25 protein-coding genes and 1 pseudogene are annotated in these 25,394 nt (G+C 73.5%); 17 read left to right on the top strand and 9 right to left on the bottom strand.

Features of this window, described 5'->3' with window-relative positions; translation table 11 throughout:
- Both ACFFF6_RS17945 and ACFFF6_RS17940 read left to right on the top strand, forming a co-directional pair.
- Nucleotides 1–555, top strand: a pseudogene (locus ACFFF6_RS17945) (hypothetical protein); the annotation flags it as partial.
- A gap of 88 nt (nucleotides 556–643) precedes the next feature.
- Nucleotides 644–742 (top strand): 30S ribosomal protein bS22, encoded by a 99-nt coding sequence (locus ACFFF6_RS17940; protein WP_005504750.1) that lies wholly within the window; start codon nucleotides 644–646, stop codon nucleotides 740–742.
- Between the two features lie 175 nt (nucleotides 743–917).
- Here the strand turns inward: ACFFF6_RS17940 and ACFFF6_RS17935 are convergent, their stop codons facing one another.
- Both ACFFF6_RS17935 and ACFFF6_RS17930 read right to left on the bottom strand, forming a co-directional pair.
- Nucleotides 918–1,220, bottom strand: a complete 303-nt coding sequence (locus tag ACFFF6_RS17935; RefSeq protein WP_376982868.1) for a glutaredoxin family protein — start codon at nucleotides 1,218–1,220, stop codon at nucleotides 918–920.
- A 92-nt stretch (nucleotides 1,221–1,312) separates the two neighbouring features.
- Nucleotides 1,313–1,852 (bottom strand): YceI family protein, encoded by a 540-nt coding sequence (locus ACFFF6_RS17930; protein ID WP_376982866.1) that lies wholly within the window; start codon nucleotides 1,850–1,852, stop codon nucleotides 1,313–1,315.
- Between the two features lie 150 nt (nucleotides 1,853–2,002).
- Here ACFFF6_RS17930 and ACFFF6_RS17925 point away from each other — a divergent pair, with 150 nt between their 5' ends.
- The 6 genes from ACFFF6_RS17925 (at nucleotide 2,003) to ccsB (ending at nucleotide 7,409) form a co-directional block, all read left to right on the top strand.
- Complete coding sequence (locus tag ACFFF6_RS17925; RefSeq protein WP_376982865.1) at nucleotides 2,003–2,533, top strand: MarR family winged helix-turn-helix transcriptional regulator; 531 nt, start codon at nucleotides 2,003–2,005, stop codon at nucleotides 2,531–2,533.
- A 71-nt stretch (nucleotides 2,534–2,604) separates the two neighbouring features.
- Nucleotides 2,605–3,252: a histidine phosphatase family protein gene (locus tag ACFFF6_RS17920; RefSeq protein WP_376982864.1), complete on the top strand. Its 648-nt coding sequence runs from the start codon at nucleotides 2,605–2,607 to the stop codon at nucleotides 3,250–3,252.
- A complete protein-coding gene (locus tag ACFFF6_RS17915; protein WP_376982863.1) occupies nucleotides 3,249–3,872 on the top strand; it encodes a TlpA family protein disulfide reductase in 624 nt (207 codons plus the stop codon). Before ACFFF6_RS17920 ends, ACFFF6_RS17915 begins: the two co-directional genes overlap by 4 nt.
- Nucleotides 3,869–4,690 (top strand): cytochrome c biogenesis CcdA family protein, encoded by an 822-nt coding sequence (locus ACFFF6_RS17910; RefSeq protein WP_376982862.1) that lies wholly within the window; start codon nucleotides 3,869–3,871, stop codon nucleotides 4,688–4,690. The genes ACFFF6_RS17915 and ACFFF6_RS17910 overlap by 4 nt, the downstream gene beginning before the upstream one ends.
- Nucleotides 4,690–6,333, top strand: coding sequence for a cytochrome c biogenesis protein ResB (resB, locus tag ACFFF6_RS17905; RefSeq protein WP_376982861.1), 1,644 nt, complete (start codon nucleotides 4,690–4,692; stop codon nucleotides 6,331–6,333). Before ACFFF6_RS17910 ends, resB begins: the two co-directional genes overlap by 1 nt.
- The gene (gene ccsB, locus ACFFF6_RS17900) at nucleotides 6,330–7,409 is read left to right on the top strand and encodes a c-type cytochrome biogenesis protein CcsB (protein ID WP_376982860.1); all 1,080 of its coding nucleotides are present in this window, start codon (nucleotides 6,330–6,332) and stop codon (nucleotides 7,407–7,409) included. Before resB ends, ccsB begins: the two co-directional genes overlap by 4 nt.
- Nucleotides 7,410–7,611: 202 nt before the next feature.
- Here ccsB and ACFFF6_RS17895 read toward each other — a convergent pair whose 3' ends face one another.
- Complete coding sequence (locus ACFFF6_RS17895) at nucleotides 7,612–8,013, bottom strand: PLD nuclease N-terminal domain-containing protein (protein ID WP_376982859.1); 402 nt, start codon at nucleotides 8,011–8,013, stop codon at nucleotides 7,612–7,614.
- A gap of 85 nt (nucleotides 8,014–8,098) precedes the next feature.
- Nucleotides 8,099–8,827 carry a GTP pyrophosphokinase gene (locus ACFFF6_RS17890; RefSeq protein WP_376982858.1) on the bottom strand — a complete coding sequence of 243 codons (729 nt, stop codon included), beginning with the start codon at nucleotides 8,825–8,827 and terminating at the stop codon, nucleotides 8,099–8,101.
- A 146-nt stretch (nucleotides 8,828–8,973) separates the two neighbouring features.
- Between ACFFF6_RS17890 and ACFFF6_RS17885 the strand changes: the two genes are divergently transcribed.
- Entirely contained in the window at nucleotides 8,974–9,432 is a 459-nt protein-coding gene (locus ACFFF6_RS17885) for a DUF4229 domain-containing protein (protein WP_376982857.1), read from the top strand.
- Here the strand turns inward: ACFFF6_RS17885 and ACFFF6_RS17880 are convergent.
- Genes ACFFF6_RS17880 through nadE form a run of 4 tightly spaced genes read right to left on the bottom strand, consistent with a single transcriptional unit; the run spans nucleotide 9,388 to nucleotide 13,522 of the window.
- Nucleotides 9,388–10,281, bottom strand: coding sequence for a 1,4-dihydroxy-2-naphthoate polyprenyltransferase (locus tag ACFFF6_RS17880; protein ID WP_376982856.1), 894 nt, complete (start codon nucleotides 10,279–10,281; stop codon nucleotides 9,388–9,390). The two genes, ACFFF6_RS17885 and ACFFF6_RS17880, sit on opposite strands and share 45 nt — an antisense overlap.
- A 27-nt stretch (nucleotides 10,282–10,308) precedes the next feature.
- Complete coding sequence (locus ACFFF6_RS17875) at nucleotides 10,309–11,724, bottom strand: AMP-binding enzyme (RefSeq protein WP_376982855.1); 1,416 nt, start codon at nucleotides 11,722–11,724, stop codon at nucleotides 10,309–10,311.
- Complete coding sequence (locus ACFFF6_RS17870) at nucleotides 11,721–12,686, bottom strand: 1,4-dihydroxy-2-naphthoyl-CoA synthase (RefSeq protein ID WP_376982854.1); 966 nt, start codon at nucleotides 12,684–12,686, stop codon at nucleotides 11,721–11,723. Before ACFFF6_RS17870 ends, ACFFF6_RS17875 begins: the two co-directional genes overlap by 4 nt.
- A gap of 11 nt (nucleotides 12,687–12,697) precedes the next feature.
- Nucleotides 12,698–13,522: an NAD(+) synthase gene (gene nadE, locus ACFFF6_RS17865; protein WP_376982853.1), complete on the bottom strand. Its 825-nt coding sequence runs from the start codon at nucleotides 13,520–13,522 to the stop codon at nucleotides 12,698–12,700.
- 146 nt (nucleotides 13,523–13,668) lie between these two features.
- Between nadE and ACFFF6_RS17860 the strand changes: the two genes are divergently transcribed.
- From ACFFF6_RS17860 to ACFFF6_RS17850, 3 genes are all read left to right on the top strand, one after another.
- On the top strand, nucleotides 13,669–14,694 hold the full coding sequence (locus tag ACFFF6_RS17860) for an o-succinylbenzoate synthase (protein ID WP_376982871.1): 1,026 nt from the start codon (nucleotides 13,669–13,671) through the stop codon (nucleotides 14,692–14,694).
- Between the two features lie 2 nt (nucleotides 14,695–14,696).
- Nucleotides 14,697–16,484, top strand: coding sequence for a 2-succinyl-5-enolpyruvyl-6-hydroxy-3-cyclohexene-1-carboxylic-acid synthase (gene menD / locus ACFFF6_RS17855; RefSeq protein ID WP_376982852.1), 1,788 nt, complete (start codon nucleotides 14,697–14,699; stop codon nucleotides 16,482–16,484).
- Between the two features lie 230 nt (nucleotides 16,485–16,714).
- On the top strand, nucleotides 16,715–17,860 hold the full coding sequence (locus ACFFF6_RS17850) for a S1C family serine protease (RefSeq protein WP_376982851.1): 1,146 nt from the start codon (nucleotides 16,715–16,717) through the stop codon (nucleotides 17,858–17,860).
- Between the two features lie 180 nt (nucleotides 17,861–18,040).
- Here the strand turns inward: ACFFF6_RS17850 and ACFFF6_RS17845 are convergent, their stop codons facing one another.
- The gene (locus tag ACFFF6_RS17845) at nucleotides 18,041–19,342 is read right to left on the bottom strand and encodes an isochorismate synthase (RefSeq protein ID WP_376982850.1); all 1,302 of its coding nucleotides are present in this window, start codon (nucleotides 19,340–19,342) and stop codon (nucleotides 18,041–18,043) included.
- A 186-nt stretch (nucleotides 19,343–19,528) separates the two neighbouring features.
- Here ACFFF6_RS17845 and ACFFF6_RS17840 point away from each other — a divergent pair, with 186 nt between their 5' ends.
- The 5 genes from ACFFF6_RS17840 (at nucleotide 19,529) to ppk2 (ending at nucleotide 25,073) form a co-directional block, all read left to right on the top strand.
- Nucleotides 19,529–21,040 (top strand): cell division protein PerM, encoded by a 1,512-nt coding sequence (locus ACFFF6_RS17840; RefSeq protein WP_376982849.1) that lies wholly within the window; start codon nucleotides 19,529–19,531, stop codon nucleotides 21,038–21,040.
- Between the two features lie 141 nt (nucleotides 21,041–21,181).
- Entirely contained in the window at nucleotides 21,182–21,601 is a 420-nt protein-coding gene (locus ACFFF6_RS17835; protein WP_376982870.1) for a hypothetical protein, read from the top strand.
- A gap of 167 nt (nucleotides 21,602–21,768) precedes the next feature.
- Nucleotides 21,769–22,335 carry a phosphoribosylglycinamide formyltransferase gene (gene purN, locus ACFFF6_RS17830; RefSeq protein ID WP_376982848.1) on the top strand — a complete coding sequence of 189 codons (567 nt, stop codon included), beginning with the start codon at nucleotides 21,769–21,771 and terminating at the stop codon, nucleotides 22,333–22,335.
- Nucleotides 22,336–22,379: 44 nt separating this feature from the next.
- Entirely contained in the window at nucleotides 22,380–24,026 is a 1,647-nt protein-coding gene (gene purH, locus ACFFF6_RS17825; RefSeq protein WP_376982869.1) for a bifunctional phosphoribosylaminoimidazolecarboxamide formyltransferase/IMP cyclohydrolase, read from the top strand.
- Between the two features lie 141 nt (nucleotides 24,027–24,167).
- Nucleotides 24,168–25,073, top strand: coding sequence for a polyphosphate kinase 2 (gene ppk2 / locus ACFFF6_RS17820; protein ID WP_376982847.1), 906 nt, complete (start codon nucleotides 24,168–24,170; stop codon nucleotides 25,071–25,073).
- The last annotated feature ends 321 nt before the right edge of the window (nucleotides 25,074–25,394 follow it).

Here is a 25,394-nt window from a genome sequence, read left to right as displayed (position 1 = left end):
CTGGCCGACGCCTCCTCACGCGGGGGCAGCGATCCGTGGCGCTCCGCGGTGCGCGGGGCGGCCCGGTCCCGGGAGGAGGAGCTGCCCGCGGCGCTGGACCAGGCGGTGGCGGGCGCGGATCTGCGGGCGCGCGGCCGTGCGTGGTGGTGGCCGGTGCTCGGGGCCCTGCAGTGGCTCGCGCTCGCGACCTGGGTCGTGGGGCTGGGCTGGCTGGCCGCGAACGCGGGGCTCGCCTTCCTGGGGCTGCCGGCCCTGCCGGTGCCGATGCTGGAGGACCTGCCGGTGCCCGTGCCGCTGCCGACCGCGCTGATCGTGCTCGGCGTGGCGGCGGGGCTGCTGCTCTCGGCCGCCGGCACCGGGGTCGCGGCGCTCGTCGGGGCGGCGCATCGCCGCCGTGCCCGGCGTCTGCTGGCCCGCCGGGTCCGGGCGGTCGGGACGGAGCTCGTGCGCGAGCCGGTCGAGGCGATGCTCGCCCGGGCGGCAGCCGTGGACGCCGACCTCGACGTGGCATGCGGCACGCGGGGTCCGAGCCATCAGCGCGGCCGTGTAAAATAGGGCGCTGACTGTGGCACGGACTCTCCGTCGCGTGCATCCGATCAACCAGCACCACCCGCAGGCCCGTGCCTGCAGAACTGAGGCATCGATGGGTTCTGTCATCAAGAAGCGTCGCAAGCGCATGTCGAAGAAGAAGCACCGCAAGCTGCTTCGCAAGACGCGCCACCAGCGTCGCAACAAGAAGTGACCTCGAGCCCCCGGACCGGCACCGCCGACCGGGGGCTTCGTGCATCCGGGCCGATCCGGTCGGAGCCGGGGGACTCGCGGCAGGAGGCGGAGGACCTGCGATAGGAGTCGGGGGACCCGCGGCAGGAGGCGGGGATGTCGGCGTGGAGGGGACGAGGGGCGAGGCCCGGTGCCGGTCAGCGCCGGGGCAGGAGGCGCCGCCACCACGGGAGCGGGGCGAGGCAGGCGCGCAGCCGTGCGGGGTCGACCTCGTAGCGGGCGTGGAGCTGCCCGTCGACGAAGACGACCGGGACGTCATCGTTCCAGTCCCGCACGAGCGCGGGATCCTCGTCGATGTCGCGCACCTCGAGCTCGGCTCCGGCGCGGACCGCCTCCGCGCGGACCAGCGGCAGGGCCACCTCGCACAGGTGGCAGCCCTCCCGCGTCAGGTACAGGATGCGGGCGTCGGAGGAGGGGGCGGCAGGAGTCGAGGAGGTCACCGGTGAAGCGTATCGCCGCCCCGGGACGGCGACGGCCCCGGGACGCGCGAGGCGTCCCGGGGCCGTCCGGAGGTCGGTGGGAGGGCGTCCGATCAGGACGCGGCGGGGGCCACGAACTCGGCCTCGATCGAGATGCGGACCTCGTCGGAGACCAGCACGCCGCCGGCCTCGAGGGCGGCGTTCCAGGTGAGGCCGAAGTCCTTGCGGGAGATCCGGGTCTCGGCGGTGAAGCCCGCGCGGTAGACGCCGAAGGGATCGGTCGCGGCGCCCTCGTAGGAGAAGCTCAGCGTCACGGAGCGGGTGGTGCCGCGGATCGTCAGGTCGCCCACGACCTCGTCGCCGTTGATCGCGGTGGAGACGAAGCGGATCTCCGGGAAGGCCTCGGCGTCGAAGAAGTCGCCGGAGCGCAGGTGGTTGTCGCGGTCGGTGTTGCCGGTGGTGATCGATGCCGTCCGGAGGGTCGCGTCGACGGCGAGATCCGTGGCGTCCGCGCTGACGACGAGGGTGCCCTCGACCTCGCTGAACGAGCCGCGGACCTTGGAGATCCCGGCGTGGCGGACGGTGAAGCCGGCGGCGGTGTGGCTCGCGTCGAGGGTCCAGGTTCCGGGGGTGAGGCCGGTGAATGCGGTCATGATGGTGCTCCTGCGTGATGAGTGCGGTTGCGTGATGTGCGCGGCGCGGCGGGCCCTTCGGCTCGCCAGGTCGATGCTTGAAAGCTAAACTAAAAGTGGGTCGGATGCAAGGGTCCGAGCCGGAACATGGCATGTGTGAGGGAGAACACGATGGAGTCGACGGATGGCAGGTCGGTGGAGCCGCGCTGGCTCAGCACCGAGGAGCAGGAGGCTTGGCGCAGCTTCCTGTACGGCGTGAACCTGCTGCAGGGCAGGCTGGGCGCCGCCCTCGAACAGGCGCCGGACATCGACCTCACGATGGGGGAGTACGAGATCCTGGTGCGGCTGTCCGAGGCCCCCGATCGCCGGATGCGCATGTCGGACCTCGCCGACCAGGTCGTGCACTCCCGCAGCCGCCTCACCCATACGGTCGCCCGCCTCGAGAAGCGCGGCATCCTCGCGCGGGTCCGCTGCGTGGCCGACGGGCGCGGGCGCGAGGCCCAGCTGACCGAGGAGGGCAGCGCGCTGCTCGTGCGCGCCGCGCCCGTCCACGTGGCCTCCGTGCGCGAGCACCTGCTCGACGTCATCGGACACGACGACCTGCTCGAGCTGGGCCGGATCCTCGCCCGCACCCTGCCCGATGGCGCGCCCGTGAGCCTGGGCACGAGCCCGGAGGATTCGGAGGTTGGATTGGTACCGTGAGCCGGTCCTCGGCCCGAGGGCCGGCGAGGGCTGCAGGGCCCCGTGCGAGGTGCAGGAAGGATCGCAGGCGCATGAGCACGACGACCGTTCACCTGGTCCGCCACGGCGAGGTCCACAACCCGGAGAAGATCCTCTACGGGCGCCTGCCCGGCTATCGGCTGAGCGAGCGCGGCCAGCAGATGGCGGCCCGCGTCGGCGAGCACCTCGCAGGCGCCGACGTCACCCTCGTGCGCGCCTCCCCGCTGCTGCGCGCGCAGCAGACCGCCGCGCCCATCGCCGCCGCCCACGGCCTCGAGGTCGCCGCCGATCAGCGGCTCATCGAATCCGGGAACGTCTTCGAGGGCCAGCGCATGGGCCACGGGTCCGCGCGCTTCACCGACCCTCGCAACTGGCGTCGCTTCGTGAACCCCTTCCGCCCCTCCTGGGGCGAGCCGTACGCCGAGCAGGCCGCCCGCGTGATCGCCGCCGTCCAGGACGCCCGTGCGCAGGCGGAGGGCCACGAGGCGGTCCTCGTGCTGCACCAGCTGCCCATCTGGCTGACCCGCCGCAGCGCCGAGGGCAGGCCGCTGTGGCATCACCCCGGGCGGCGTGAATGCTCCCTGTGCTCCGTGACGAGCCTGCATTTCGACGATGCGCGCCTGCGCGGCGTCAGCTACGCCGAACCTGCCGGGGACCTCGCCGCCGGCGCTCTCGACGCCACCGGAGGAAAGCTCGTATGACGCCCTCGCAGACGCGGTCCTCCCGCGGGCTCCCCAGCCGCCGGGCCGCCCTCGCCGCGGCCGGCGCCCTCGCCGGCGCGACCCTACTGGCCGCCTGCGGCTCCTCCGACGTCTCGGGCCGCTACCAGGGCGGCGACGAGGACGCCGGATACGTCTCCGGCAACGGCACGACCGCGGAGATCCCCGCGGCCGACCGCGGCGAGCCCCTCGACTTCTCCGGAACCACCTACGACGGCGAGGCGTTCGCGAGCGCCGATGCGCGCGGGAACGTCCTCGTCCTGAACATCTGGTACGCCTCCTGCCCGCCCTGCCGTGCCGAGGCCCCGGACCTCAGGGCCATCGCGGAGGAGTACGCCGAGAAGGGCGTGCGATTCCTGGGCATCAACGTGCGCGACGAGGCCGGGCCCGCCCGCGCGTTCGAGGACACCTACCAGATCCCCTACCCCTCGATCCCGGATCTGTCCGCGGAGATCATGTACGCGCTGCGGGGACAGGTCGCCCCGAACGCCGTGCCCTCGACCCTCGTGGTCGATCCCGAGGGCCGGGTCGCCGCTCGCATCTCCGGCGCGGCGGATCCCTCCGTGCTGCGCGCCATGATCGACACGGTGCTCGCCGGATGAGCTTCAGCGAGATCGGGCAGGCCTTCAGCGCCGCCGTGACGGGCGGCTCGCTGTGGGTCGCCGTCGCCGTCGCCGCCGCCGCGGGCCTGGTCGCCTTCCTCTCTCCCTGCGTGCTCCCGGTCGTCCCGGGCTACCTGGGGTACGTCTCCGGCCTCGGCGCCCAGAGCGCCGCCCCCGCCGGTGGGGGCACGGGACGCCTCGGCGCGGTCGCCGGGCCCCGGCCGGCCGGGGCCGCGCCTCCCGCACGCCGCATGCTGCTGGGCAGCCTCCTGTTCGTCGCCGGGTTCGCAGCGGTCTTCATGGTGCTCGGCGGCTTCGTCGGCGCGCTCGGCTACCTGCTGCAGGGGCACCAGGTCTGGGTCAACCGGATCAGCGGAGCCCTCGTGATCCTCATGGGCCTCGTCTTCCTCGGCCTCTTCCCCTCCCTGAGCGGGGAGCGGCGCCTCGCGCGACGGCCCGATGCCGGGCTGTGGGGGGCCCCGCTGATGGGGATGGTCTTCGGGCTCTCCTGGACGCCCTGCATCGGCCCCACCTATGCGGCCGTGGTCGCCCTCAGCCTCGACGGCGGCTCCGCCCTGCGCGGCGCGATCCTGGCGCTGGCCTACTCGCTCGGGCTGGGCATCCCCTTCGTGCTGTTCGCCCTGCTGTTCCAGAAGGCGCTCGGCGCGAGCCGCGTCCTCTCCCGGCACCGCCGCGGCATCGGCCTCGTCAGCGGCGCCCTGCTCATCGCGATCGGAGTTCTGCTCATGACCGGCCAGTGGACCGTGTGGATGTCCTCCCTGCAGGTCGCCCTCGCCGGATTCGAGCCGGTGGTCTGATGGCGAGGACACCGAGGACCGGGAGCGCGCCCGCCGCGCCGTCCCCGGACGGGCCGGGAGGCGCGCCCGTCCTGCCGCGCCTGGGCCTGCGCGGCACGCTGCTGTTCCTGTGGCGGCAGCTCACCAGCATGCAGACGGCGCTCGTCCTGCTGCTCCTGCTCGCGGTCGCCGCCGTCCCCGGGTCGCTGTACCCGCAGCGGAACGTCAACGCGAGCGACACCGCCGCGTACCTCGAGGAGCACGGCACCTCGGGGAAGATCCTCGATGCGCTCGGCATGTTCGACGTGTACTCCTCGCCGTGGTTCAGCGCGATCTATCTGCTGCTGTTCATCTCCCTCATCGGCTGCGTGATCCCGCGTCTGCTGGTGCACCTGCGGCATCTGCGCGAGCAGCCGCCGCGCACCCCGTCGCGCCTGACCCGCTTCGTCGGCCATACGCGCCGCGAGCTCCCCGGGGCCGATCCGGAGGCGCTCCTCGAGCAGGCCCGCCGCATCCTGCGCCGCCGCCGCTACCGGACCGTCCTCCAGGAGCAGAAGGGCTCCCGCTCCGTCAGCAGCGAGCGGGGCTACCTGCGGGAGACCGGGAACCTCCTCTTCCACGCCGCCCTGCTGGGCGTGCTCATCGGCGTCGCCGGCGGGCACCTGACCTCTTCCCATGGGCAGATCACGGTCATCGAGGGGGAGGGGTTCTCCAACTCGCTGACCCAGTACGACTCCTTCGACTCCGGTCCCTGGGTCGACCGGGAGGACCTGCCCGAGTTCCGCTTCACCCTCGACGAGTTCCGCGCCGAGTACTCGACCGCGCAGAACGAGCACCAGTTCGGCCAGCCCACGAGCTTCGAGGCGGACATCTCCGTGACCTCCCCGGGCGAGGAGACCCAGCCGCGCACCGTCCGCGTCAACCAGCCGCTGTCGGTCCCGGGCGCGAACATCTACCTCCTCGGCAACGGCTACGCCCCGGAGATCACCGTGCGCGACAGCACCGGCGCGGTCGTCGCCGAGGGCCCGATCATCACGATCCCGAGCGGCGACATGGGCTACACCTCCTCGCTCGTGCTGAAGATGCCCGATGCGAAGCCGGAGCAGATGGCGGTCGTCGGCTATTTCCTGCCGACCGGCGTGATCGACGAGAACGGGCCTCACTCGCAGTTCCCGGCGCTGATCGACCCGCAGCTCGCGATGACCGTGTACACGGGCGACCTGGGTCTGGACGACGGCGTGCCCCAGAACGCCTATCAGATCGACGTGGGCCGCCTGCAGGCGGTCGCCGGCGAGGACGGCGCTCCCGTGCTGATCCGTCTCTATCCGGGGCAGGAGTACGCGCTCGAGGACGGCTCCACGATCTCCTTCGACGGGGTGCGCCGCTACGCCGCCTTCGATATCAAGCACGACCCCTTCCAGACGTTCACCCTGGTCATGGCGTTGTCCGCGACGGCCGGCCTGATCCTGTCCCTCTTCGTGCCGCGCCGGCGCGTGTGGGTGCGGGTGACGCCCGGGGCCGATGGTGCGATCCTGGAGGTGGCCGGTCTCGCCCGCAGCGACGATCCCCGCCTGGAGGAGGACATCCGCGATCTCGCGGAGCGTCTCGCCGACACCGCGCCGCCGCCGGCGGCGCACCCCGATGCACAGGAGAAGAACCCGTGAACGAGCAGCTGGCCGAGGTCTCGAACCTCCTGATCGTGGTGTCGATCGTGGTCTATGTGCTGGGCCTGATCGGCTTCTCCGCCGACCTCGCCGCCGCCACCCAGCGGAGCAGCGATGAACGGCTGGCGCGGAAGGAGCAGGAGGGTGCAGCGATGCAGCTGGCCTCCGTCGGCGCCGTCGCGGGCGGTTCCGGCGCAGGAGCCGTGATCGCCGGTGCCGCGTCGGACGCGACCGGGACGGGTGCGCCATCCGGCGGACCGCTCTCGCAGCCGACCCCGCCCCGCACCGTCGGAGCCCGGGGCTTCGCCTACGCCATGACGGTCGTGGCGGTGCTCCTGCACGGATCCGGCATGGTGCTGCGCGGCGTCATCACCGGGCGCGTCCCGTGGGCCAACATGTACGAGTTCTCCATGAGCGGCGCCGCGGTGCTCGTGCTGCTGTTCCTCGCGATCTCCGTGCGCCGCAGGGATCTGCGGCTGCTGGGCACCTTCGTGCTGCTGCCCGCTCTCGTGGTCATGCTGATCGCCCAGACGTTCTGGATCGTCCCCGCCGCGGAGACCACCCCCAGCCTGCAGAACTCCCACTGGCTGGTCATCCACGTCGTGATCGCGATCCTGTCCACGGGCATGTTCGCCCTGGGCGCGCTCATCGCGATCCTGCAGCTGCTCCAGGGCCGGCACGAGACCCTCCTCGCGCGGCGCGCCGCGGACGGCGGCGACCTGCACGTATGGGGCCGTGCCGGGGCCGTCCTGGAGCGCCTGCCCAGCGCGAAGCAGCTCGAGGGCCTCAGCTATCGGATCCACGCGATCGCCTTCGTGGGCTGGACCTTCACGCTCATCTTCGGCGCGATCTGGGCCAGCCAGGCCTGGGGGCGCTTCTGGAACTGGGACCCCAAGGAGGTGTGGACCTTCATCACCTGGGTCGTCTACGCCTGCTATCTGCATGCCCGCGCGACCCGCGGGTTCCGCGGCGGCAAGGCCGCCTGGTTCGCCCTCGCCGGCTTCCTCTGCGTGATCTTCAACTACACGATCGTCAACACGGTCATCAACGGCCTGCACTCGTACTCGGGGCTCTGACCTGACCCTTCCCTCGGCCCTGCCCATCCCCGTCTCGGCCACCATCCCTCGCGCGGGCCCGAGCACATGAGCCTGGCGAGCCGAGATCTGCGGATCTCGGTTCGCCAGGCTCATATCGTCAGGGCGGCGATTGGCCGGGACCGGGTGGCGGGGGACGGCGCCGGGAGGCTGGACGGGGCGGTCTGGGTCGGGAGAGAAGGGGTCAGGGAGCGGGGGAAGAGCCGGGGGCGGGATCGCCGCCGCCGTCCTCGCGCCGGGACCGCTGCTCGCGCTCCCGGCGCTCGCGACGGATGTCCTCGTCGAGCTTGCGCAGGAACTCGGGATCCTCGTCGGGGGCGAGGGGCCGACCGCGACGCGCGCCGCCGTTCCCGTCCGCACCACGGGGGCCGAAAGCCCCGGCGAGCCCCTTCGACCCGGAGGCGCTGGAGCGGTCCTTGCCCACGAGCAGCCAGGTGATCGGACCCACCCACGGGATCAGCACGATCAGCACGATCCACGCCCACTTCGGGATGCCGCGCACGTTCTCGTCCTCGGTCTGGATGCAGTCCGCGAGGGCGAAGATCGACAGGCCGATGGAGACGAGGGCGATGAGCACGCGAGGCATGCCCCGAGTGTAGGCGTCCGGGATGAGAGCGCGGTCCGGATGCCGGTCCCGCCACGAGGGCGAGGGGCTCCGCAGCCGGAGACGGTCAGGAGGGGCCGGACGCGCGCCCGGCATGCGGGGCGAGGGCGGTGCGCAGACCCGTCATCTGCTCGTCCAGGTTCCGCGCGGTGAGCGCGATCTCGCCCATGGTGCGGGAGAGCTCCTCGGGCACCTCGCCGGCGAACTTGTAGCGCAGCTCGTGCTCGGCGCTGGCCCAGAAGTCCATCGCGATCGTGCGGATCTGGACCTCGACCGGCACCTGGAGGGTGCGGTCGGCGAGATACACCGGAACGGCGACCACGAGGTGCAGCGAGCGGTACCCGTTGGGCTTGGGATCTGCGATGTAGTCCTTGACCTGCAGGATCGTGAGGTCCTCCTGGCGACGCAGCGCCCCCGCGACCAGGTAGACGTCCTCGACGTACGGGCAGGTCACCCGCATCCCCGCGATGTCGAGGATGTTCGCGCGGATCGACTCGAGGCTCGGCTCGCAGCCGCGGCGCACGGTCTTCTCGAGCATCGAGTCGATCGACTTCAGCCGCGTCTTCACGTGCTCGATGGGGGAGTGGTCCTCCGTCTGGTCGAACTGCTCGCGCAGGATCGCGACCTTCGTGCTCACCTCGTCCAGCCCGAACTTGTACTCGAGGCGGAAGGAGACGAAGGTGCGCTGGATCTGCTTGAGCATCGCATCGACGTCGAGGGCGTCGGCCTCCGGACCGGCGAGGGCGCGGACGGCGTCGACGGCGTTCGCAGACAGCTGGGAGGGGACGAGGTTCATGGCTCGATTGTGCATGCTTCCCCGGGGAGCGCGCTGAGGGACAGGTCACGGCGGGATCGGCCTCCGGGCGGGCTCGGGCGGGGCGCTGCGCCCTTGCTGCTCCTGCTGCGGGGCGGGCTTCCAGGGGCCCCCGATACCCTGGGAGGATGCGAGACCTCCTCCTGTACTCGGTGCTGCGCCTGGGCATGTTCGCCGCCGTATGGCTGCTGCTCATCTACCTGGGCGGCATGCACTACCTGCTGGCCGGCGCGTTCGCGGCGCTGATCACGATGCTGCTGTCGATCCTGTTCCTGGGCCGTTCCCGCAACGGTGCGGCGCTGCGCTGGCAGGCGGCCGATGAGGCACGCCGCGCCCGTCGGGCCGAGCAGGTCCCCGAGTCCGAGGCCGACGCCGCCGAGGAGGACGCCCTCGTCGACGAGGCCGAGCATCGGGGCTCCGCCGAGCACGGTCCGGCGTCCGCGAGCATGGTGCCCCGGCAGGGGGCTCCCCGCCCCCGGCACGGCACCGGGCCGGATCGTCCAGACGGCGGGGCCGAGGCCTCGGATGGCGGAGCCGGGGCCTCAGGCCGCGGAGCCGAGGACGAAGCCGAGCAGCAGCAGGATTGAGAAGATCAGCTCGAGGCGTCCCGCCGCGCCCAGCACCGGGATGAGGCCGGCCCCGGAGGCGCCGCGCAGCACGACGCGCGCGGGCAGGATCGCGAGCGGCAGCGCGAGCAGCACGAGCGCCGTCCACGGCACCTGCACCATGACCGGTACGAGCAGCACGAAGGGCGCGAGCGTGACCGCGGCGAAGAGGATCCGGGTACGGCGATCGCCCAGCCGCACCGCCAGGGTCGTCTTGCCCGACTCGCGGTCGGTGGGGATGTCGCGCAGGTTGTTGGTGAGCATGATCGCCACCGCGAGCAGGCCGATCGCACAGGCGATCAGCACGGACAGGCCGGTCAGCTCGCCGGTGATCGCGTAGCTCGTGCCGCACACGGCGACGAGGCCGAAGAACACGAACACGAACACCTCGCCCAGTCCGAGATACCCGTAGGGCCGCTTCCCGCCCGTGTAGAACCAGGCGGCGAGGATCGCGGCGGCCCCGGCCAGCAGCATCCACCAGATCCCGGAGAGCGCCACGAGCACGATCCCGAGCAGTCCGCCCAGCCCCAGAGCCAGGAACGCGGCTCGCTTGACCGTCCGCGGGGACGCCGCCCCGGAGCCGACCAGGCGGAAGGGGCCCACGCGCTCGTCGTCGGTGCCGCGGATGCCATCGGAGTAGTCGTTCGCGAAGTTCACGCCGACCTGCAGGGACAGGGCGACCGCGAGCGCGAGCAGGGACCGGGGCACCACGTGCTCCCAGTACAGCCCGGTCAGATGGATCGCGGCGCCCGTGCCGGCGGCGACCGGGGCGAAGGCGGCGGGGAGGGTGCGCGGGCGCGAGCCCTGGACCCATTGCTGGAGCGTGGCCACGGACAGACCTTTCGACGGCGGGGCCCCTCAGGACGGGAGGGGGAGGGCTGCCTCGGCGATGCGGCGCGCGGCGGCCCGGTCGATCTTACCGATGCCCAGGAGGGGCAGCGCGGCGACGGCGAGGACGGCCTTGGGGACCGCGTGGGCCGGGAGGGGCCCGTCGCGGAGGGCGGTGCGCAGGCGCGCGGCGAGCACGGCCGAGGGGACGGCGGCTCCGGCGTCGACCGCCGATGCCGTGTCGTCTCGGACCGTGTCCTCCCGGCCCCTGTTCTCCTGGCCCCTGTCCTCCTGGCCCGTGCCGTCGTGGCCTGCACCGTCCCGACTCGTGACGGGATGAGGCACGACCAGCGCGGTGATCCGCTGTCCCCATTCGGCGTCGGGGACGCCGACCACCACCACGGCCTGCACCTGCCGCGCGAGCGCGGGGTGGGCGAGGATCGCGGCCTCCACGTCCTGGGGAAGGACCTTGCGGCCGCCGGTGATGATCACGTCATCGGCGCGGCCGAGGATCCGCAGGCGGCCGTCCTCGAGCCGGGCGAGGTCGCTCGTGAGGAAGCTGGGGCAGCGGTCCGGCTCCGAGGAGGCGGGGGAGAAGGCGCCGCCGTCCTCGGCCGTGCCGTCCCGGCGCAGGTAGCCGAGCGCGAGGGTCGGCGAGGAGATCCGCAGCCGGCCCGTCCCCGCCTCCCCGTCCTCGAGGAGGAGGTGCACCCCCGGCAGCGGGACGCCGTCGTAGACGCAGCCGCCCGCCGTCTCGGAGGAACCGTAGGTGGTGCGCACCGCGACCCCGGCCGCCCGGGCGGCGGTCAGATCCGCCGGCGCCGTCGCGGCGCCGCCCACGAGCACGCCCGCGAAACGGGCCAGCAGAGCCGTCGCCTCGGCATCGGCGAGGATCCTCACCAGCTGGGTGGGCACGAGGGACGTCAGAGCCGGGAGCCCGGCCGCCTCGGCGCGCACGAGGGCGGTGCGGGCCGCGCGGCGGAACATCTCGGTGCCGAAGCCGGTCGAGAGATCCGGCAGCGGGTCCGGGAGCGCGGCGGCGGCCAGATCCCGCAGCTGCGCGGTCCGATGGGCGCGGGCGATCACCTGGATGCCGGCGATATGGGTGGGCGGCAGCAGCGGGAGCCAGAAGCCGTGCCCGGACAGAGCGCCGGCCGGTCCGCCGAGCAGGGCGGCGGTCGCGTCCTGGGAGGCGAGCAGCGCCTCCCGGTCGAGGGCGACGGCCTTCGCGGCCCCGGTGGAGCCGGAGGTCGGCACGACGAGGACGGTCCGCTCGAGCCGCGGGGGCAGCTGCTCGGGCGGCTCGAAGGGGCCCAGCCACAGCCGCTCCGGCGGTCCGTCGGTCGGCCGGGCCATGATGCGGCCGATCGCCTCCGTGTGCTCCGCGAACGAGGCGGAGGAGCCGTCGAAGGGTCGGGGCCGCAGCCAGCGGACGGGACCGCTCATCCCTGCGGGTGCGGGAAGGCCGACCAGTCGGGGGCGCGGCGCTCGAGGAAGGCGTCGCGGCCCTCGACGGCCTCATCGGTCATGTAGGCCAGGCGCGTCGCCTCCCCGGCGAAGACCTGCTGGCCCATGAGCCCGTCGTCGGCCAGGTTGAAGGCGAACTTGAGCATGCGGATCGCCTGCGGCGACTTGGTCGCGATGGTGGCGGCCATCGCGAGGGCCTCCTCCTCGAGCCGCGCATGCGGGACGACCCGGTTGACGGCGCCCCAGTCGAAGGCGTCCTGGGCCGAGTACTCCTCGGCGAGGAAGAAGATCTCCCGAGCACGCTTCTGCCCCACCTGCCTCGCGAGATAGGCGGAGCCGTAGCCGCCGTCGAAGGAGCCCACATCCGCATCGGTCTGCTTGAACCGGGCGTGCTCGGCGGAGGCGATCGACAGGTCCGCGACCACGTGGAGGGAGTGCCCGCCGCCGGCGGCCCAGCCGTTCACGACGGCGATGACGACCTTGCCCATGGTGCGGATCAGCCGCTGCACCTCGAGGATGTGCAGGCGTCCGGCATGGCCGGCGCGGGCGGCGGCGGAGTCCTCGGCCTCGGCGTACTCGTAGCCGCCGCGGCCGCGGATGCGCTGGTCCCCGCCGGAGCAGAAGGCGTGACCGCCGTCCTTGGGCGAGGGACCGTTGCCGGTCAGCAGGATCACGCCGACCCCGGGGTCGAGGCGCGCGTGGTCCAGGGCGCGGTACAGCTCGTCCACGGTGGCGGGGCGGAAGGCGTTGCGGACCTCGGGCCGGTCGAAGGCGATCCGCACGCAGGGCAGGTCCGTGGCGGCGGCCGGATCGGAGCGGTCCACGGCCCGGTGGTAGGTGATGTCGGTGAAGGCGGGGCCGCCCAGCTCCGTCTCGCCGATGTCCCGCCAGCGCGACGGGTCGAAGCCGGTTGAGACGGGTGCGGGCAGGTCCGCGGGCATGCCGCGCATCCTCAGCTCCTCCACCAGGAGTCGAGGATGCTCACCGGGGTGGTGCGCTTGTGCCGCGAGAGCCGATGCCGCCGCTCGAGCGCCGCGGCGACCTCCTCCGGGATCTCGCGGCCCTCGAGATAGTCGTCGATGTGGTCGTAGGAGATGCCCAGCTCGTCCTCGTCCGCGCGGCCCGGGACGCCGTCCAGCAGATCCGCGGTGGGCATCTTCGCCCACAGCGGCTCGGGGGCGCCCAGGTGCTGCAGCAGGGCGCGGATCTGCCGCTTGTCCAGGCCGAACAGCGGCAGCACATCGGCCCCGCCGTCCCCGAACTTGGTGAAGAAGCCGGTCGTCGACTCGGCGGCGTGGTCGGTGCCCACAACGAGCAGGTTCTGCCCGCCGGCGAGGGCGTACTGGGCGACCATGCGCATGCGCGCCTTCACGTTGCCCTTGTCGAAGTCGCGGATCGGCGAGCCCTGGGCCTCGGAGACCTGGGCCGCGAGCGCATCGGTCGCGGGGGCGATGTCGATGGTCCGCTCGGTCCTCGCGGCGATCCAGTCCATCGCGGCCTGCGCATCGGCCTCGTCCCGCTGCACGGCATAGGGCAGGCGGACGGCGAGGAACTCCTTCTCCACGCCGCGGGAGGCGAGCTCCTCGATCGCGAGCTGGGCCAGGCGGCCGGCGAGGGTGGAGTCGACGCCGCCGGAGATGCCCAGGACGTAGCCGCCGCAGCCGGTCGCCTCGAGATAGTCGATGAGGAACGCGACGCGGTCGCGGACCTCCTGGGCGGGGTCGATGACGGGCCTGACGCCCATCTCCTCGATGATGGCCTGCTGGATCTCGCGCATGGGCTCAGCCTACGTCGTGACGCCGGGGCGGGCCCCGCCCCGCAGGCCCGCCGTGATCGTGCCGTGATCGTGCTGGCGCAGGGCAGGCGACGCGCCCGTACCCTGGAACGGTGACGTCCCCCGCCGCCGAGCCCCGCTCCTCCCGCCTGGTCGTCCCGGCCGCGCTGCGCGAGCGCGGCATCGAGGAGGCCCGGGTCTGGTCGATTCCGATGACGACCCGCTTCCGCCGGATCACGGTGCGCGACGGGGTGCTGCTGCGCGGCCCGGAGGGCTGGGCGGAGTTCTCGCCCTTCTGGGACTACGACGCGGCCGAGTCCGCGGCCTGGCTCGCCTGCGCCCTCGAGGACGCGACCCTCCCGCGGCCCGCGGCCCGGCGCGCGCGGATCCCGGTGAACGCGACGATCCCCGTGGTGGCTCCCGCGCAGGCACGGGAGATCGCCCGCACGATCGGTGCGGGCACGGCGAAGGTCAAGGTCGCCGATCCGGGCTCGAGCCTCGCCGCGGACGCCGAGCGCCTCGAGGCGGTCCGCGAGGCGCTGGGCCCTGCGGGCCGGATCCGCATCGACGCCAACGCCGCCTGGTCCCTCGAGCAGGCGATCGCGGCGATCCCCGTGCTGGACCGGGCCGCGGGCGGCCTCGAGTACGCCGAGCAGCCGGTCGCGTCCCTCGAGGACCTCGCCGCCCTGCGACGCCGCGTGCAGGTCCCGCTCGCCGCGGACGAGCTGGTCCGCCGCGCCGAGGACCCGCTGCGGGTGGCACGGGCAGGTGCCGCGGACCTGCTGGTCATGAAGGTCCAGCCGCTCGGCGGGGTGCGGCGCTGCCTCGAGCTCGCCGAGCGGGCGGGGCTGCCCGTGGTGGTCTCCAGCGCCCTCGAGACCAGCGTCGGCATCAGCGCGGGCCTCGGCCTGGCGGCTGCTCTCCCGCAGCTGCCGCACGCCTGCGGCCTCGCGACCGCCTCCCTGCTCACGGCCGATGTGACGGCGAGGACCCTGCGGTCCCGGGAGGGCAGCATCCCGGCCGAGCGGCCCGAGGTCGACGAGGAGCGCCTCGAGACGGCGGCCGCGACCGCCGGGCGGGCCCGCGCCTGGCAGGAGCGGCTCGAGGAGTGCTCCGACCGGCTCCTCGGCCCAGGGGCCGGGGAGCCCCCGTCCGCCCAGGTCCTACCCTGGTGAGCATGAGCTCAGCGCCCCGGAATCCTGCGCCTCCGATCCCTGCGCCTCCGATCCCCGCGCCTGCGGCGCCCGCAGCCGCAGCGCCCGGGATCCCGGGTCCGTCCCGGGTGGAGGCGCCCGCTCCCACCGGATCCGGCGCCGTCGACGAGGCCGTCGTCATCTGGCGGACGCTCGCGGCCCTGGGCGTGCGCGAGGTGGTGCTGTCGCCGGGATCCCGCTCCGCCCCGCTCGTCTACGCCCTCGCCGATCCGCAGGTCGCCGCCGGGATCCGCGCACACGTGCGGATCGACGAGAGGGCCGCCGCCTTCACCGCGCTCGGCATCTCCCGGGCGGATCCCGCGCACCCCGGGGTCGTCGTGACCACCTCCGGCACGGCGACCGCGCATCTGCACGCCGCCGTCCTGGAGGCGCATCACTCCCGCGTCCCGCTGCTCGTGCTCACCGCGGACCGGCCCGCGGAGCTGCGCGGCACCGGGGCGAACCAGACCACCCGGCAGGACGACCTGTACGGGGAGGCGGTCCGCTTCCGGGCGGACCTGCCGGCGCCCGACCGCGGATGTGCGAGCCCGCTCGCGCTGCGCACCGCCGCGAGCACGCTAGCCCGCGCCCTCGCGATCGCGACCGGCCCCGATGCGGGCCCGGTCCACGTGAACCTCGGCTTCCGCGACCCGCTCGTCCCCCGCGGAGGCTCCGTCCCGTCGCAGGATGCCGAGGAGCACGAGCGGATCGTCCTCTCCCGCCGCCCGCCCGCGCCCGCCCCGGAGCCGGTCCCGGTGCCGCTGCCCGAGCGCACCGTGGTCGTCGCGGGCGACGGAGCGGGACCGGCGGCCCGGGAGCTCGCCGCGGCGCATCGGCTCCCTCTCCTGGCCGAGCCCAGCTCCGGAGCCCGCGAGGGCGACTGCCTCGTGCCCGGCTATCCCGCCCTGCTCGACCGGGTGATGGCCGACCCCGCTCATCCGCTGCGCCCGCGGCAGGCGGTCGTGATGGGGCACCCGACCCTGTCCCGTCCCGTGGTCGGCGCCCTCCTCGGCGCGGACGACGTCGAGGTCGTCGTCGTCGATGCGACCGATCGCTGGGCCGATGCCGCCCGTCGCGCGGGGCTCGTGGTGCCCGCGATCCGCGCCGCGGAGAGCAGCCCCGACCCCGCGGCGGAGGACGGCGCCTACCTCGCCGCCTGGCACGAGGCCGCCCGCGCGCTCGCGGCTCCCGCCCCGGCGGAGCTCCCCTGGCAGACCCGGGCCGCGCTCGCCGTCTGGGAGGCGACCCGGGAGCAGGACGTGCTCGTGCTGGGCTCCTCGAGCCTCGTGCGGGACCTCGAGCAGCATGCCGGCCCGATGCGGGGCACGGTGATCGCCAACCGGGGCCTCGCCGGGATCGACGGGATGATCTCGACCGCGAGCGGCTGCGCGCTCGCCCGCCGCGGCGCACCCGGCCGGGTGCGCCTGCTGCTGGGCGACCTCACGGCGCTGCACGACCTGACTGGGCTGCTCATCGGCCCCGAGGAGGAGGAGCCCGCGCTCGACGTGATCGTCGTCGACGACGAGGGGGGACGGATCTTCACGGGCCTCGAGCACGCCGCCGCCCCGCCCGCCCTGCTGCGCCGCTTCTTCACGACCCCGCACGGCGCGGACATCGCCGGAGCCGCCCGCGCCCTCGGCGTCCGCAGCCGCGCCGTCGCCCCCGAGGAGCTGCCCGCCGCGCTCGCGGAGGACCTCGGCCGGCGCCGCGTCCTCGTCGCACAGCAGAGGCACAGCGGGATCGCATCGGACGCTGGGGATCCGGTGGTGTGATGACCGGCATGTGGAACCCAGACGATGCCCCCACCGGCCCCGGGCCCCGCCCGGAGGAGCCGGCCGCCCCCTGGTCCTCGGCGGATCCGGACCGGCCGCAGCAGCCCGCGACGCCGCTCCCCGCGTCCTCGCCGGGAGCGCCGCCGGCCGCCCCCGGAGGCCCGGACGATCGTCCCTCACCCTCACCCGCACCCGCACCCGCCGCGCGTCGCGGACCCGGCTGGGCGGGCGTGGTCGGTCTCGTCCTGGCCGGCGCGGTCCTCAGCTCCGGGGCGACCCTCGGCGGCGTCATCGCCTACGACTCCCTGCTGAGCCCCGATCCCGCCGTCCCCGGTCCTGTGGCCTCCTCCCGCACCGACCAGGAGACCGCGGCCGTGCCCGTCTCGAGCACGCGCGGCGGGCCCGACTGGGAGGCCGTCGCGGCCGCCGTGTCCCCGAGCACCGTCGCGATCACGGTCGCGAACTCCTCCGGCACCGCCGAGGGAACGGGCGTCATCTATGCCGCCGACGGCACGATCATCACCAACAACCACGTGGTCGCCGGTGGGACGCAGATCCAGGTCGCGCTGACGGACGGCAGCATCCATGCCGCGAGCATCGTCGGCACCGACCCCTCGACCGACATCGCCGTGATCCGCCTGGACTCCCCGCCCGACGACCTGCAGCCCGCCCAGCTGGGCGATTCGGAGGACGTGGCCGTCGGCGAGGGCGTCATGGCCGTGGGCACGCCGCTGGGCCTCGAGAACACGGTCACCACCGGCATCATCTCCGCCGTCAACCGACCCGTGACCACCGCCGGGGAGCAGAACCGGGAGCAGGAGCAGCTGCCCGGCATGCCCGGACGCAGCAGCGAGCAGACGAGCGCCGACGCCACCTACACCTCGGCCCTGCAGACCGACGCGGCGATCAACCCCGGCAACTCCGGGGGCCCGCTCGTGAACGCCTCCGGCCAGGTGATCGGCATCAACTCCTCGATCGCCGGTCTCGCGACCGAGGAGTCGGGGACGGCCGGGAGCATCGGGCTCGGCTTCGCGATCCCCTCGAACACGGCGAAGCTGATCGCGGACCAGCTGATCGAGCACGGCAGCGCCCAGCACGCCTTCCTCGGCGTGACGACCCAGGACGGCTCCGCCACGATGGACGGCGTGACCTCGACGGGCTCGAAGGTCGTCTCGGTCGAGCCCGGCTCCGCCGCGGCGGATGCGGGGCTGCGCGAGGGCGATCTCATCACGGAGATCGACGGGGTGCCGGTCGGCGGAGCCGCGGCGCTCACCGGCGTGGTGCGCGGCCTCGTGGTGGGGGAGAGCTACCCGGTCCGCTTCCTGCGGGACGGCGAGGAGCTCGAGACTCAGGTCGTCCTGGGCGCGGCCGCCTGAGATCCCTCAGACTGTGCCCATGGTCCGATCGGGGTCGCACCGTCCTGCGGGCCCGCTCGTTCCTCGCGGGTCCTCCGGCCGGAGCTCTCCTGCTCAGACTGTGCCCATGGTCCGATCGGGGTCGCACCGTCCTGCGGGCCCGCTCGTTCCTCGCGGGTCCTCCGGCCGGAGCTCCCCCGATCAGACTCCGCGGAGCGCGGAGAGCATCGGCCGGTACTTCGCGAGGACCTCGGCATGCTCGGTGACCGGGTCGGAGGCGGCCACGAGCCCGCCGCCGGCCTGGACCCGGACGGTGCACGGGTCCACCAGATGCGCCATCCGCAGGGCGATCGCCCACTGCCCGTCGCCGTCGGCGGTCATCCAGCCGACCGGCGAGGCGTAGCCGCCGCGGTCGCGGGGCTCGAGCTGGCCGATCAGCGCATCGGCCGCCTCCCGCGGAGTTCCGGAGACGGCCGCGGAGGGATGCAGCCGCGCCGCGACGTCGAGACTGGTCACGCCCGGATGCAGGCGGGCTGAGACGTCGGAGGCCAGATGCTCGATCCCGGGCAGGCGCAGGACGAAGGGCTCGGGGGAGGCGGTCAGCTCCCCGGCAAGGCCCGCCAGGCGCTCGGTGACGGAGTCGATCGCGAACCGGTGCTCCTCGACCTCCTTCGCATCCGTGCGGAAGGCCTGCCGGTCCTGCTCCGGCAGCTCCTCGCCCTCGGCGACCGGCCGCGAGCCGGCCAGGACGCGGCTGAAGACGCGGCCGTTCTCGGTCTGCGCGAGCATCTCCGGGCTCGCCCCGATCACATCGGAGACCCGATACACCCAGGTCGAGGGGTAGCGGGCGGCAAGCCGGCGCAGCAGGCTCGCCGTGTCGACGGGGGTCCGGGTGCGGGCGGTGGAGGATTCCGACAGCACGATCTTCCGGGCGTCGCCGGCGCGGACGTGCGCGACCGCGCGCGCGACCAGGCGCTGATACTCCTCGGGGGCATGATCGGGATCGAGCTCGAAGGGCACGGGCGGCGCGAGCGGGACGGTCGCGAACAGGCCCCTCCAATCGGGCATCTCCTCCTCCGGCGCCGACGGGTCCTCCGCCGGGGCGCCGATGCGGATGCGGGTGAGGAAGGCATCGCCGTCGACGCTCCCCAGCACGAGCCGGGGGATCAGCAGCTGCGAGGGCCGCGGCGAGGAGTCGCCGTAGGAGAAGGAGCCGAAGGCGAGCAGCCCGCTGCCGCGCACGAGCACCTCATCCTCGACCACCGCATGCTCCGCGAGCTCCCGCAGGATCGCGTTCGCGCGGGTGAAGCGGTCGGGTCCCGCGGTGCGGACCCGCACCGCCTCCCCGAGCGCGACCATGCCCTGGCCGTGGTGCAGCCAGACGGCGCTCGCGGCCGTGGGGATGCGCTGGACGAGGTCGACCGGGTCGTCGAGCCGGACGGTGCGCACGGACAGCGCGACCTCGCGTGCGCCGGGGACGGAGGTGAGCTCGATCGTGGACATCCCCGTCATTATGCGCCACGAATCCGGGCGGAGGACGGGCCGCGCGGCGCAGCCCACAGCTCGGCCTCCCCGCCGCGGGCGGGGCCGGGTGCGACGATGGACGCGGCCTCGCCGGGACCGGGACCCGGGTCGCGGCCGCGGAGACCTCCCCGCCTTCCCCGATCTCCCGACCAGGACGTGACGCCCGTGAGCAGCCTTCGCCACCGCACCCTCACGCCGGTGATGACCGGTGCCGTCGCCGGCCTCCTCGCCCTCGGCAGCGCGCTGGCGGTCGTGGTCGTGCCCGCGCTGATCGGTCAGCTCGCCGCGACCCGTTCGAGCATGGGCGTGCTCGAGGCCGTGCTCATCGCCCTGAACGTCCTGGTCATCGGCCATGGCGGGAGCTCGGTGCTCGACACCGGCGTGATCAGCGGCGCCTTCACCCTCACCCCGCTCGGCCTGATGCTCGTGTTCATCGCGCTGACCTGCGGCGGGATGCGTCGCGTGGGGCGCCGCCTCGAGCTGGTGGAGGCCTCGGGCAGCCTGCGGACCCGCGCCGTGCGCGATGCGGCCGCGGCGCTCGGCGCCCAGATCGCGGTGTACGCGGGAGGGCTGGGGCTGCTGGCCGCGCTCGGCCGCAGCACCGAGATGGCGCCCGTCGTGCCGAGCGCCGTGGTCTCCGGGGCGCTCGTGGCGACGCTCGGCGGGCTCGGGGGGCTCGCCCTCGCGGTGCGTCGCGACGGCTCCGACGGCACTGCCCCGGTCCGGATCGTCGACCTGTTCCCCCGGCCCTTCGACGCCATCGCACGGGCGGGCCTCATCGCGCTGCTGAGCCTGGGCGGACTGGGGCTGCTGGCCGTGGTCGCGATGATCTGCCTGCGCCTCAGCGCGGTCGCGAACCTGTTCGCGCAGCTCGAACCGGGCATCGGGGGAGGGATCGTGCTCACCCTGCTGCAGCTGGCGCTGCTGCCGCTCGCAGCCGTCTGGGCGCTCGTGGTGCTGCTGGGCGGCTCGGTCACGCTCGGCACCGGCACGGCCCTGTCGCTCGGCGGGTTCGACACCGGGGTGATGCCGCTCGTGCCGCTGCTGGGAGCGCTGCCCGAGCCGGGACGGGCACCCGCGGGCCTGCTCGCCCTCATGGCGCTGCCGGCGCTCGCCGTCGGCCTGGGCGCGGTGCGCCTGGCCCGGGACATGGCGGGGGAGCCGCTGCGCGAACGGCTCCTCGCCTTCTTCTCCTACCCGGTCGTGGTCGTGCTCGGGGTGCTGCTCGCGGCGGGCCTCGCGACCGGCGGGATCGGCGACGGCCGGCTCGCGCACCTGGGACCGCAGGTCCGCGAGCTGATCTGGCCGCTGCTGGGGATCACGGCCGGGGCGACGGCGCTCGTGCTCGGCGTCCTCGCGAGCGGACTGATCCCGGCCCTCCGCCGCGGCATGGCGGGTATGCGGCAGATGATCGAGGCCGCGGAGGCGAAGGAGGCCGGTGTCCCGACCGGCACCGAGGATCCGGCGGAGGCCGGGCCCGCGCACGACGGATCCTCGGACGGCGGGTCCGACGCGGACCCGTCCGGAGGGGACGAGCAGAGGGACACCGCGCAGGCCGCAGACGATGCCGAGCCGATCGCGGGCGACGCCGAGGACGCCGAGCCGACCGGCACCGAGCCGACCGGCACCGGGTCCGCGGATGCCGGACCCTCCGACCGCGACGAGCGCCCGCGCTGAGCCCTCCTCCCGTCGAAGGGTCTCCCGGGAGACGGATGCACCGGGCTCCGGGCGCCCGGAGCCTTCCTCCCCGCACGGGGCCCGCCCCTCCGCGTCGCCCAGGCGGATCGGATCCGACCAGGGCACAATGGGCCGGTGACCATGCAGACCCCCGCGCCCTCCCCGTCCCCCGCCCCTGAAGGCGCCGAGACCTCGTTCCGGCGCGCCCGGGTCGGGCTGGCGCTCAGCCTGCTGGCCTCCTGGCTGCTGATGCTCTCCCCGCTGCCGTACTCGCTCGCGACCGGGGCGACCGCTGTGGTCGCCGGATACTTCCTGGTGCGCGTCGTGATCGGATCCTGGCGGCGCGGACGCCGGGGGACCGTCGTGGTGGCCGCGCTCTTCGGGGTCCCCGCGGTCGCGCTCATGGTGCTCTCCACCGTGATCAGCGCGCTCTTCTACGGTCCCATGATCGAGCTGCAGGAGTGCCGGTCCCAGGCGATCACCTCGCAGGCCCGCGCCGCGTGCGACCAGCAGAGCCAGGAATCGGTCGCCCAGTGGATCGGCGGCCTGCTCGGCGGCTGACCGCCGGGCGCATCTCCTGTCGCCCCGCGGGAACGGCACCGGTTCCCTCTGCGAGCCGCGTCGCGGCGACACCAGCAGATTCCCGCCCCCTTCCACGATGCGGGACGGCCCCGACCAGCCGTCGGCCCCGGGCGCGAGGGCGCGGACCCCTCGACTAGTCTGGACCGGTGGCACCAGCACCCATCGTCGTCCTCATCTCCGGAACAGGCAGCAACCTCGCTGCCCTGCTCGACGCGTCCCGCGCGGAGGGCAGCAGCTACGAGATCGTCGGGGTGATCGCCGACCGGGAGGCGGCGGGCCTCGCCCATGCCCGGAACGCCGGCATCCCCACCGAGGTCGTGCGGCTGAAGGACTTCCCGGACCGGGACGCCTGGAACCACGGCGTGCGCCTCGCGGTCGACCGCTTCGCCCCGCAGCTGATCGTGCTCGCCGGCTTCATGAAGCTGTTCGGCCCCGAGCTGCTGGAGGCCTATCCCGACCGCATCATCAACACCCACCCCGCGCTGCTGCCCTCCTTCCCGGGAGCGCACGGGGTGCGCGATGCGCTCGCCTACGGCGTCCGGGTCACCGGTGCCACCGTCTTCGTCGTCGACGCCGGGATCGACACTGGCCGGATCCTCGCCCAGGAGGCGCTCACGATCCTGCCGGAGGACGACGAGACCTCCCTCCACGAGCGCATCAAGGCCATCGAGCGCCGCATGCTCGTGGACGTCGTCGAGCAGCTGACCCGCTGATCCATCCCGTGACCCCCTCCGCCCAGCCCACCCCCGCAAGGAGCATCGTGTCCGACAAGCAGCCCATCCGCCGCGCCCTCGTCTCCGTCTACGACAAGACCGGCCTGCCGGAGCTCGCCCAGGCCCTGTCCGATGCCGGCGTCGAGATCGTCTCGACCGGTTCGACCGCCGCGACGATCCGCGCCCAGGGCATCGAGGTGACCGACGTCGCCTCCGTGACCGGGTCCCCGGAGATGCTCGACGGCCGCGTGAAGACCCTCCACCCCCGCATCCACGGCGGCATCCTCGCCGACCGCCGGCTCGAGGACCACGTCGCCCAGCTCGAAGAGCACGACATCGCCCCCTTCGACCTGGTCGTGGTGAACCTGTACCCGTTCGAGGAGACCGTCGAGGCCGGCGGCACCTTCGCGGAGATCATCGAGAAGATCGACATCGGCGGGCCTTCGATGGTTCGCGGCGCCGCGAAGAACTTCGCCTCCGTGGCCGTGGTCGTGGATCCCGAGGACTACCGCACCGCTGCGGAGGCCGCGGTCGCGGGCGGCTTCAGCCTCGCCGAGCGCCAGGAGCTCGCCACCGTCGCCTTCACCCGCACCGCCGAGTACGACGCCGCCATCAGCGACTGGATGCTCGACCAGCTCGCGGAGCTCGACGACGAGGACCTGGTCGGCCAGGACGAGGAGATCCCCGAGACCGACATCCTCGACCTCGACGACGACGACGCGGAGGAGCTGGGCCTGCGGACCCTGCGCTACGGCGAGAACCCGCACCAGCGAGCCCGTGTGAGCGTCCTGGACGACGAGGAGCCGGGCATCGCCGGCGCCGAGCAGCTCGGCGGCAAGGCCATGAGCTACAACAACTACGTCGACGCCGATGCGGCGGCACGCGCCGCCTTCGACCACCAGCTGCCCTGCGTCGCGGTGGTCAAGCACAACAACCCCTGCGGCATCGCAGTGGTCGGCGAGGACGAGGACATCGCGCTCGCGCACGCCCGCGCCCACGGCACCGACCCGGTCTCCGCCTACGGCGGCGTCATCGCCGTCAACCGGACCGTCACCCTCGCGATGGCCCAGCAGGTCAAGCCGATCTTCACCGAGGTCATCCTCGCCCCGGGCTACGAGGACGAGGCCCTCGAGCTGCTGCGCACCAAGAAGAACCTCCGCATCCTGCGGCTGCAGGGCGAGTACCGTCGTCCCCTCGAGCTGCGGGAGATCTGGGGAGGCACCCTCATCCAGGACGCCGACGCGATCGACGCCGAGGGAGACGCGCCCGAGAACTGGACCCTCGCCGCCGGCGAGGCCGCCGATGAGGCGACCCTCGCGGATCTCGCCTTCGCCTGGCGCGCGATCCGCGCGGTGAAGTCCAACGCGATCCTGCTGGCCTCGGGCGGCGCCGCGGTCGGCATCGGCATGGGCCAGGTCAACCGCCTCGACTCCTGCCGCCTGGCGGTGTCCCGGGCCAACACCCTCGGGGAGCACGGCGAGGGCGAGACCGCTCCCGAGCGCGCCCGCGGAGCGGTCGCGGCATCGGACGCCTTCTTCCCCTTCGCCGACGGGGTGCAGATCCTCATCGACGCGGGCGTGCGCGCTGTCGTGCAGCCGGGCGGCTCGATCCGCGACGAGGAGGTCCTCGAGGCCTGCCGCGCCGCCGGGGTCACCCTGTATCTCACGGGGACGCGTCACTTCGCGCACTGAGCCGGAGAGCGGCATGACGCGGAATGGCGGAGTTCACCCCCGAGTCATCTGCGCACCGTAGTCTGATTCCGACAGATGGCAGCGATGGGTCGCCCCTGGGGCGACCCATCGCCGTTCCCAGCCCCCCGAGGAGAACGCACCGTGAAGATCCCCGACAACCAGAGCCTCCGGGAGTACATCGAGCATCTGCGGGAGGAGGGCTACACCGTCCAGGACGGCCATACGCCCGACCCCGATCTCATCGATCCGCAGGGCAATCCGGTGTACACGTGGCAGGAGGGGTATCCCTACGACACCCGTATGGACCGCGAGGACTACGAGCTCGAGAAGTACAAGCTTCAGGTCGAGCTGCTGAAGTTCCAGTACTGGCTCGAGGACAACGATCAGAAGGCGATCATCATCTTCGAGGGGCGGGACGCCGCGGGCAAGGGCGGCACCATCAAGCGCTTCACCGAGCATCTGAACCCGCGCACTGCCCGGACGGTCGCGCTGAACAAGCCGAGCGACCGCGAGCGCGGCCAGTGGTATTTCCAGCGCTACATCCAGCATCTGCCCACCGAAGGGGAGATGGTGCTGTTCGACCGATCCTGGTACAACCGCGCGGGCGTCGAGCGCGTCATGGGCTTCGCGAGCGACAGCGAGTACGAGACCTTCATGAGCCAGGTGCCGCATTTCGAGCGGATGCTCGTGGACTCGGGCATCCACGTCACCAAGCTCTGGTTCTCCGTCTCCCAGAAGGAGCAGCGCACCCGTTTCGCGATCCGGCAGCTGGATCCGGTGCGCCGGTGGAAGCTCTCGCCGATGGACCTCGAGTCCCTGGACCGCTGGGAGGCCTACACGAACGCGAAGGAGGAGATGTTCCGCCGCACGGACAAGAAGTACGCGCCGTGGACGATCATCCGCTCCAACGACAAGAAGCGCGCCCGCATCAACGCGATGCGCTACTTCCTGTCCCAGTTCGAGTACGAGGACAAGGACCACGAGGTGGTCGGCACCCCGGACCCGAAGCTGGTCATGCGCGGCAAGGCCGAGGAGGCGGACGAGTAGGTCCGGCCCTCCGGGCGCCGGACCCGCGGCCGGGTGGGGATCAGCCGTCCTCGCCGGGCCGCCGGTCCTCCGCCCCCGGGTGTCACGGGCCTGGCCGTGCGGACGGCGGCGCGGAGGAACCAGGCGAGTCCGCCCCGGGCTTCAGGGGCCTGACCCCGCCCACCGGCCGCCCCGGCCCGAACCGCGGGCGGCCGGGCTCCGCCTGCTGATCGAGCACGGACCGGCGGATGCGGGCCGGATCCGCGCGGGGTGGTTCGGGGCCGAGGCCGGGGAAGCGCTGCGCGACCGTGCCGTGGCTCACCGCGCTCCCGCTGCAGCCCG

This window comes from Brachybacterium hainanense, from assembly GCF_042434575.1.
Classification (GTDB): domain Bacteria; phylum Actinomycetota; class Actinomycetes; order Actinomycetales; family Dermabacteraceae; genus Brachybacterium; species Brachybacterium hainanense.
Note: the sequence above shows the minus strand (reverse complement) of the source record. Positions and strands in the feature narration are given on the sequence as shown.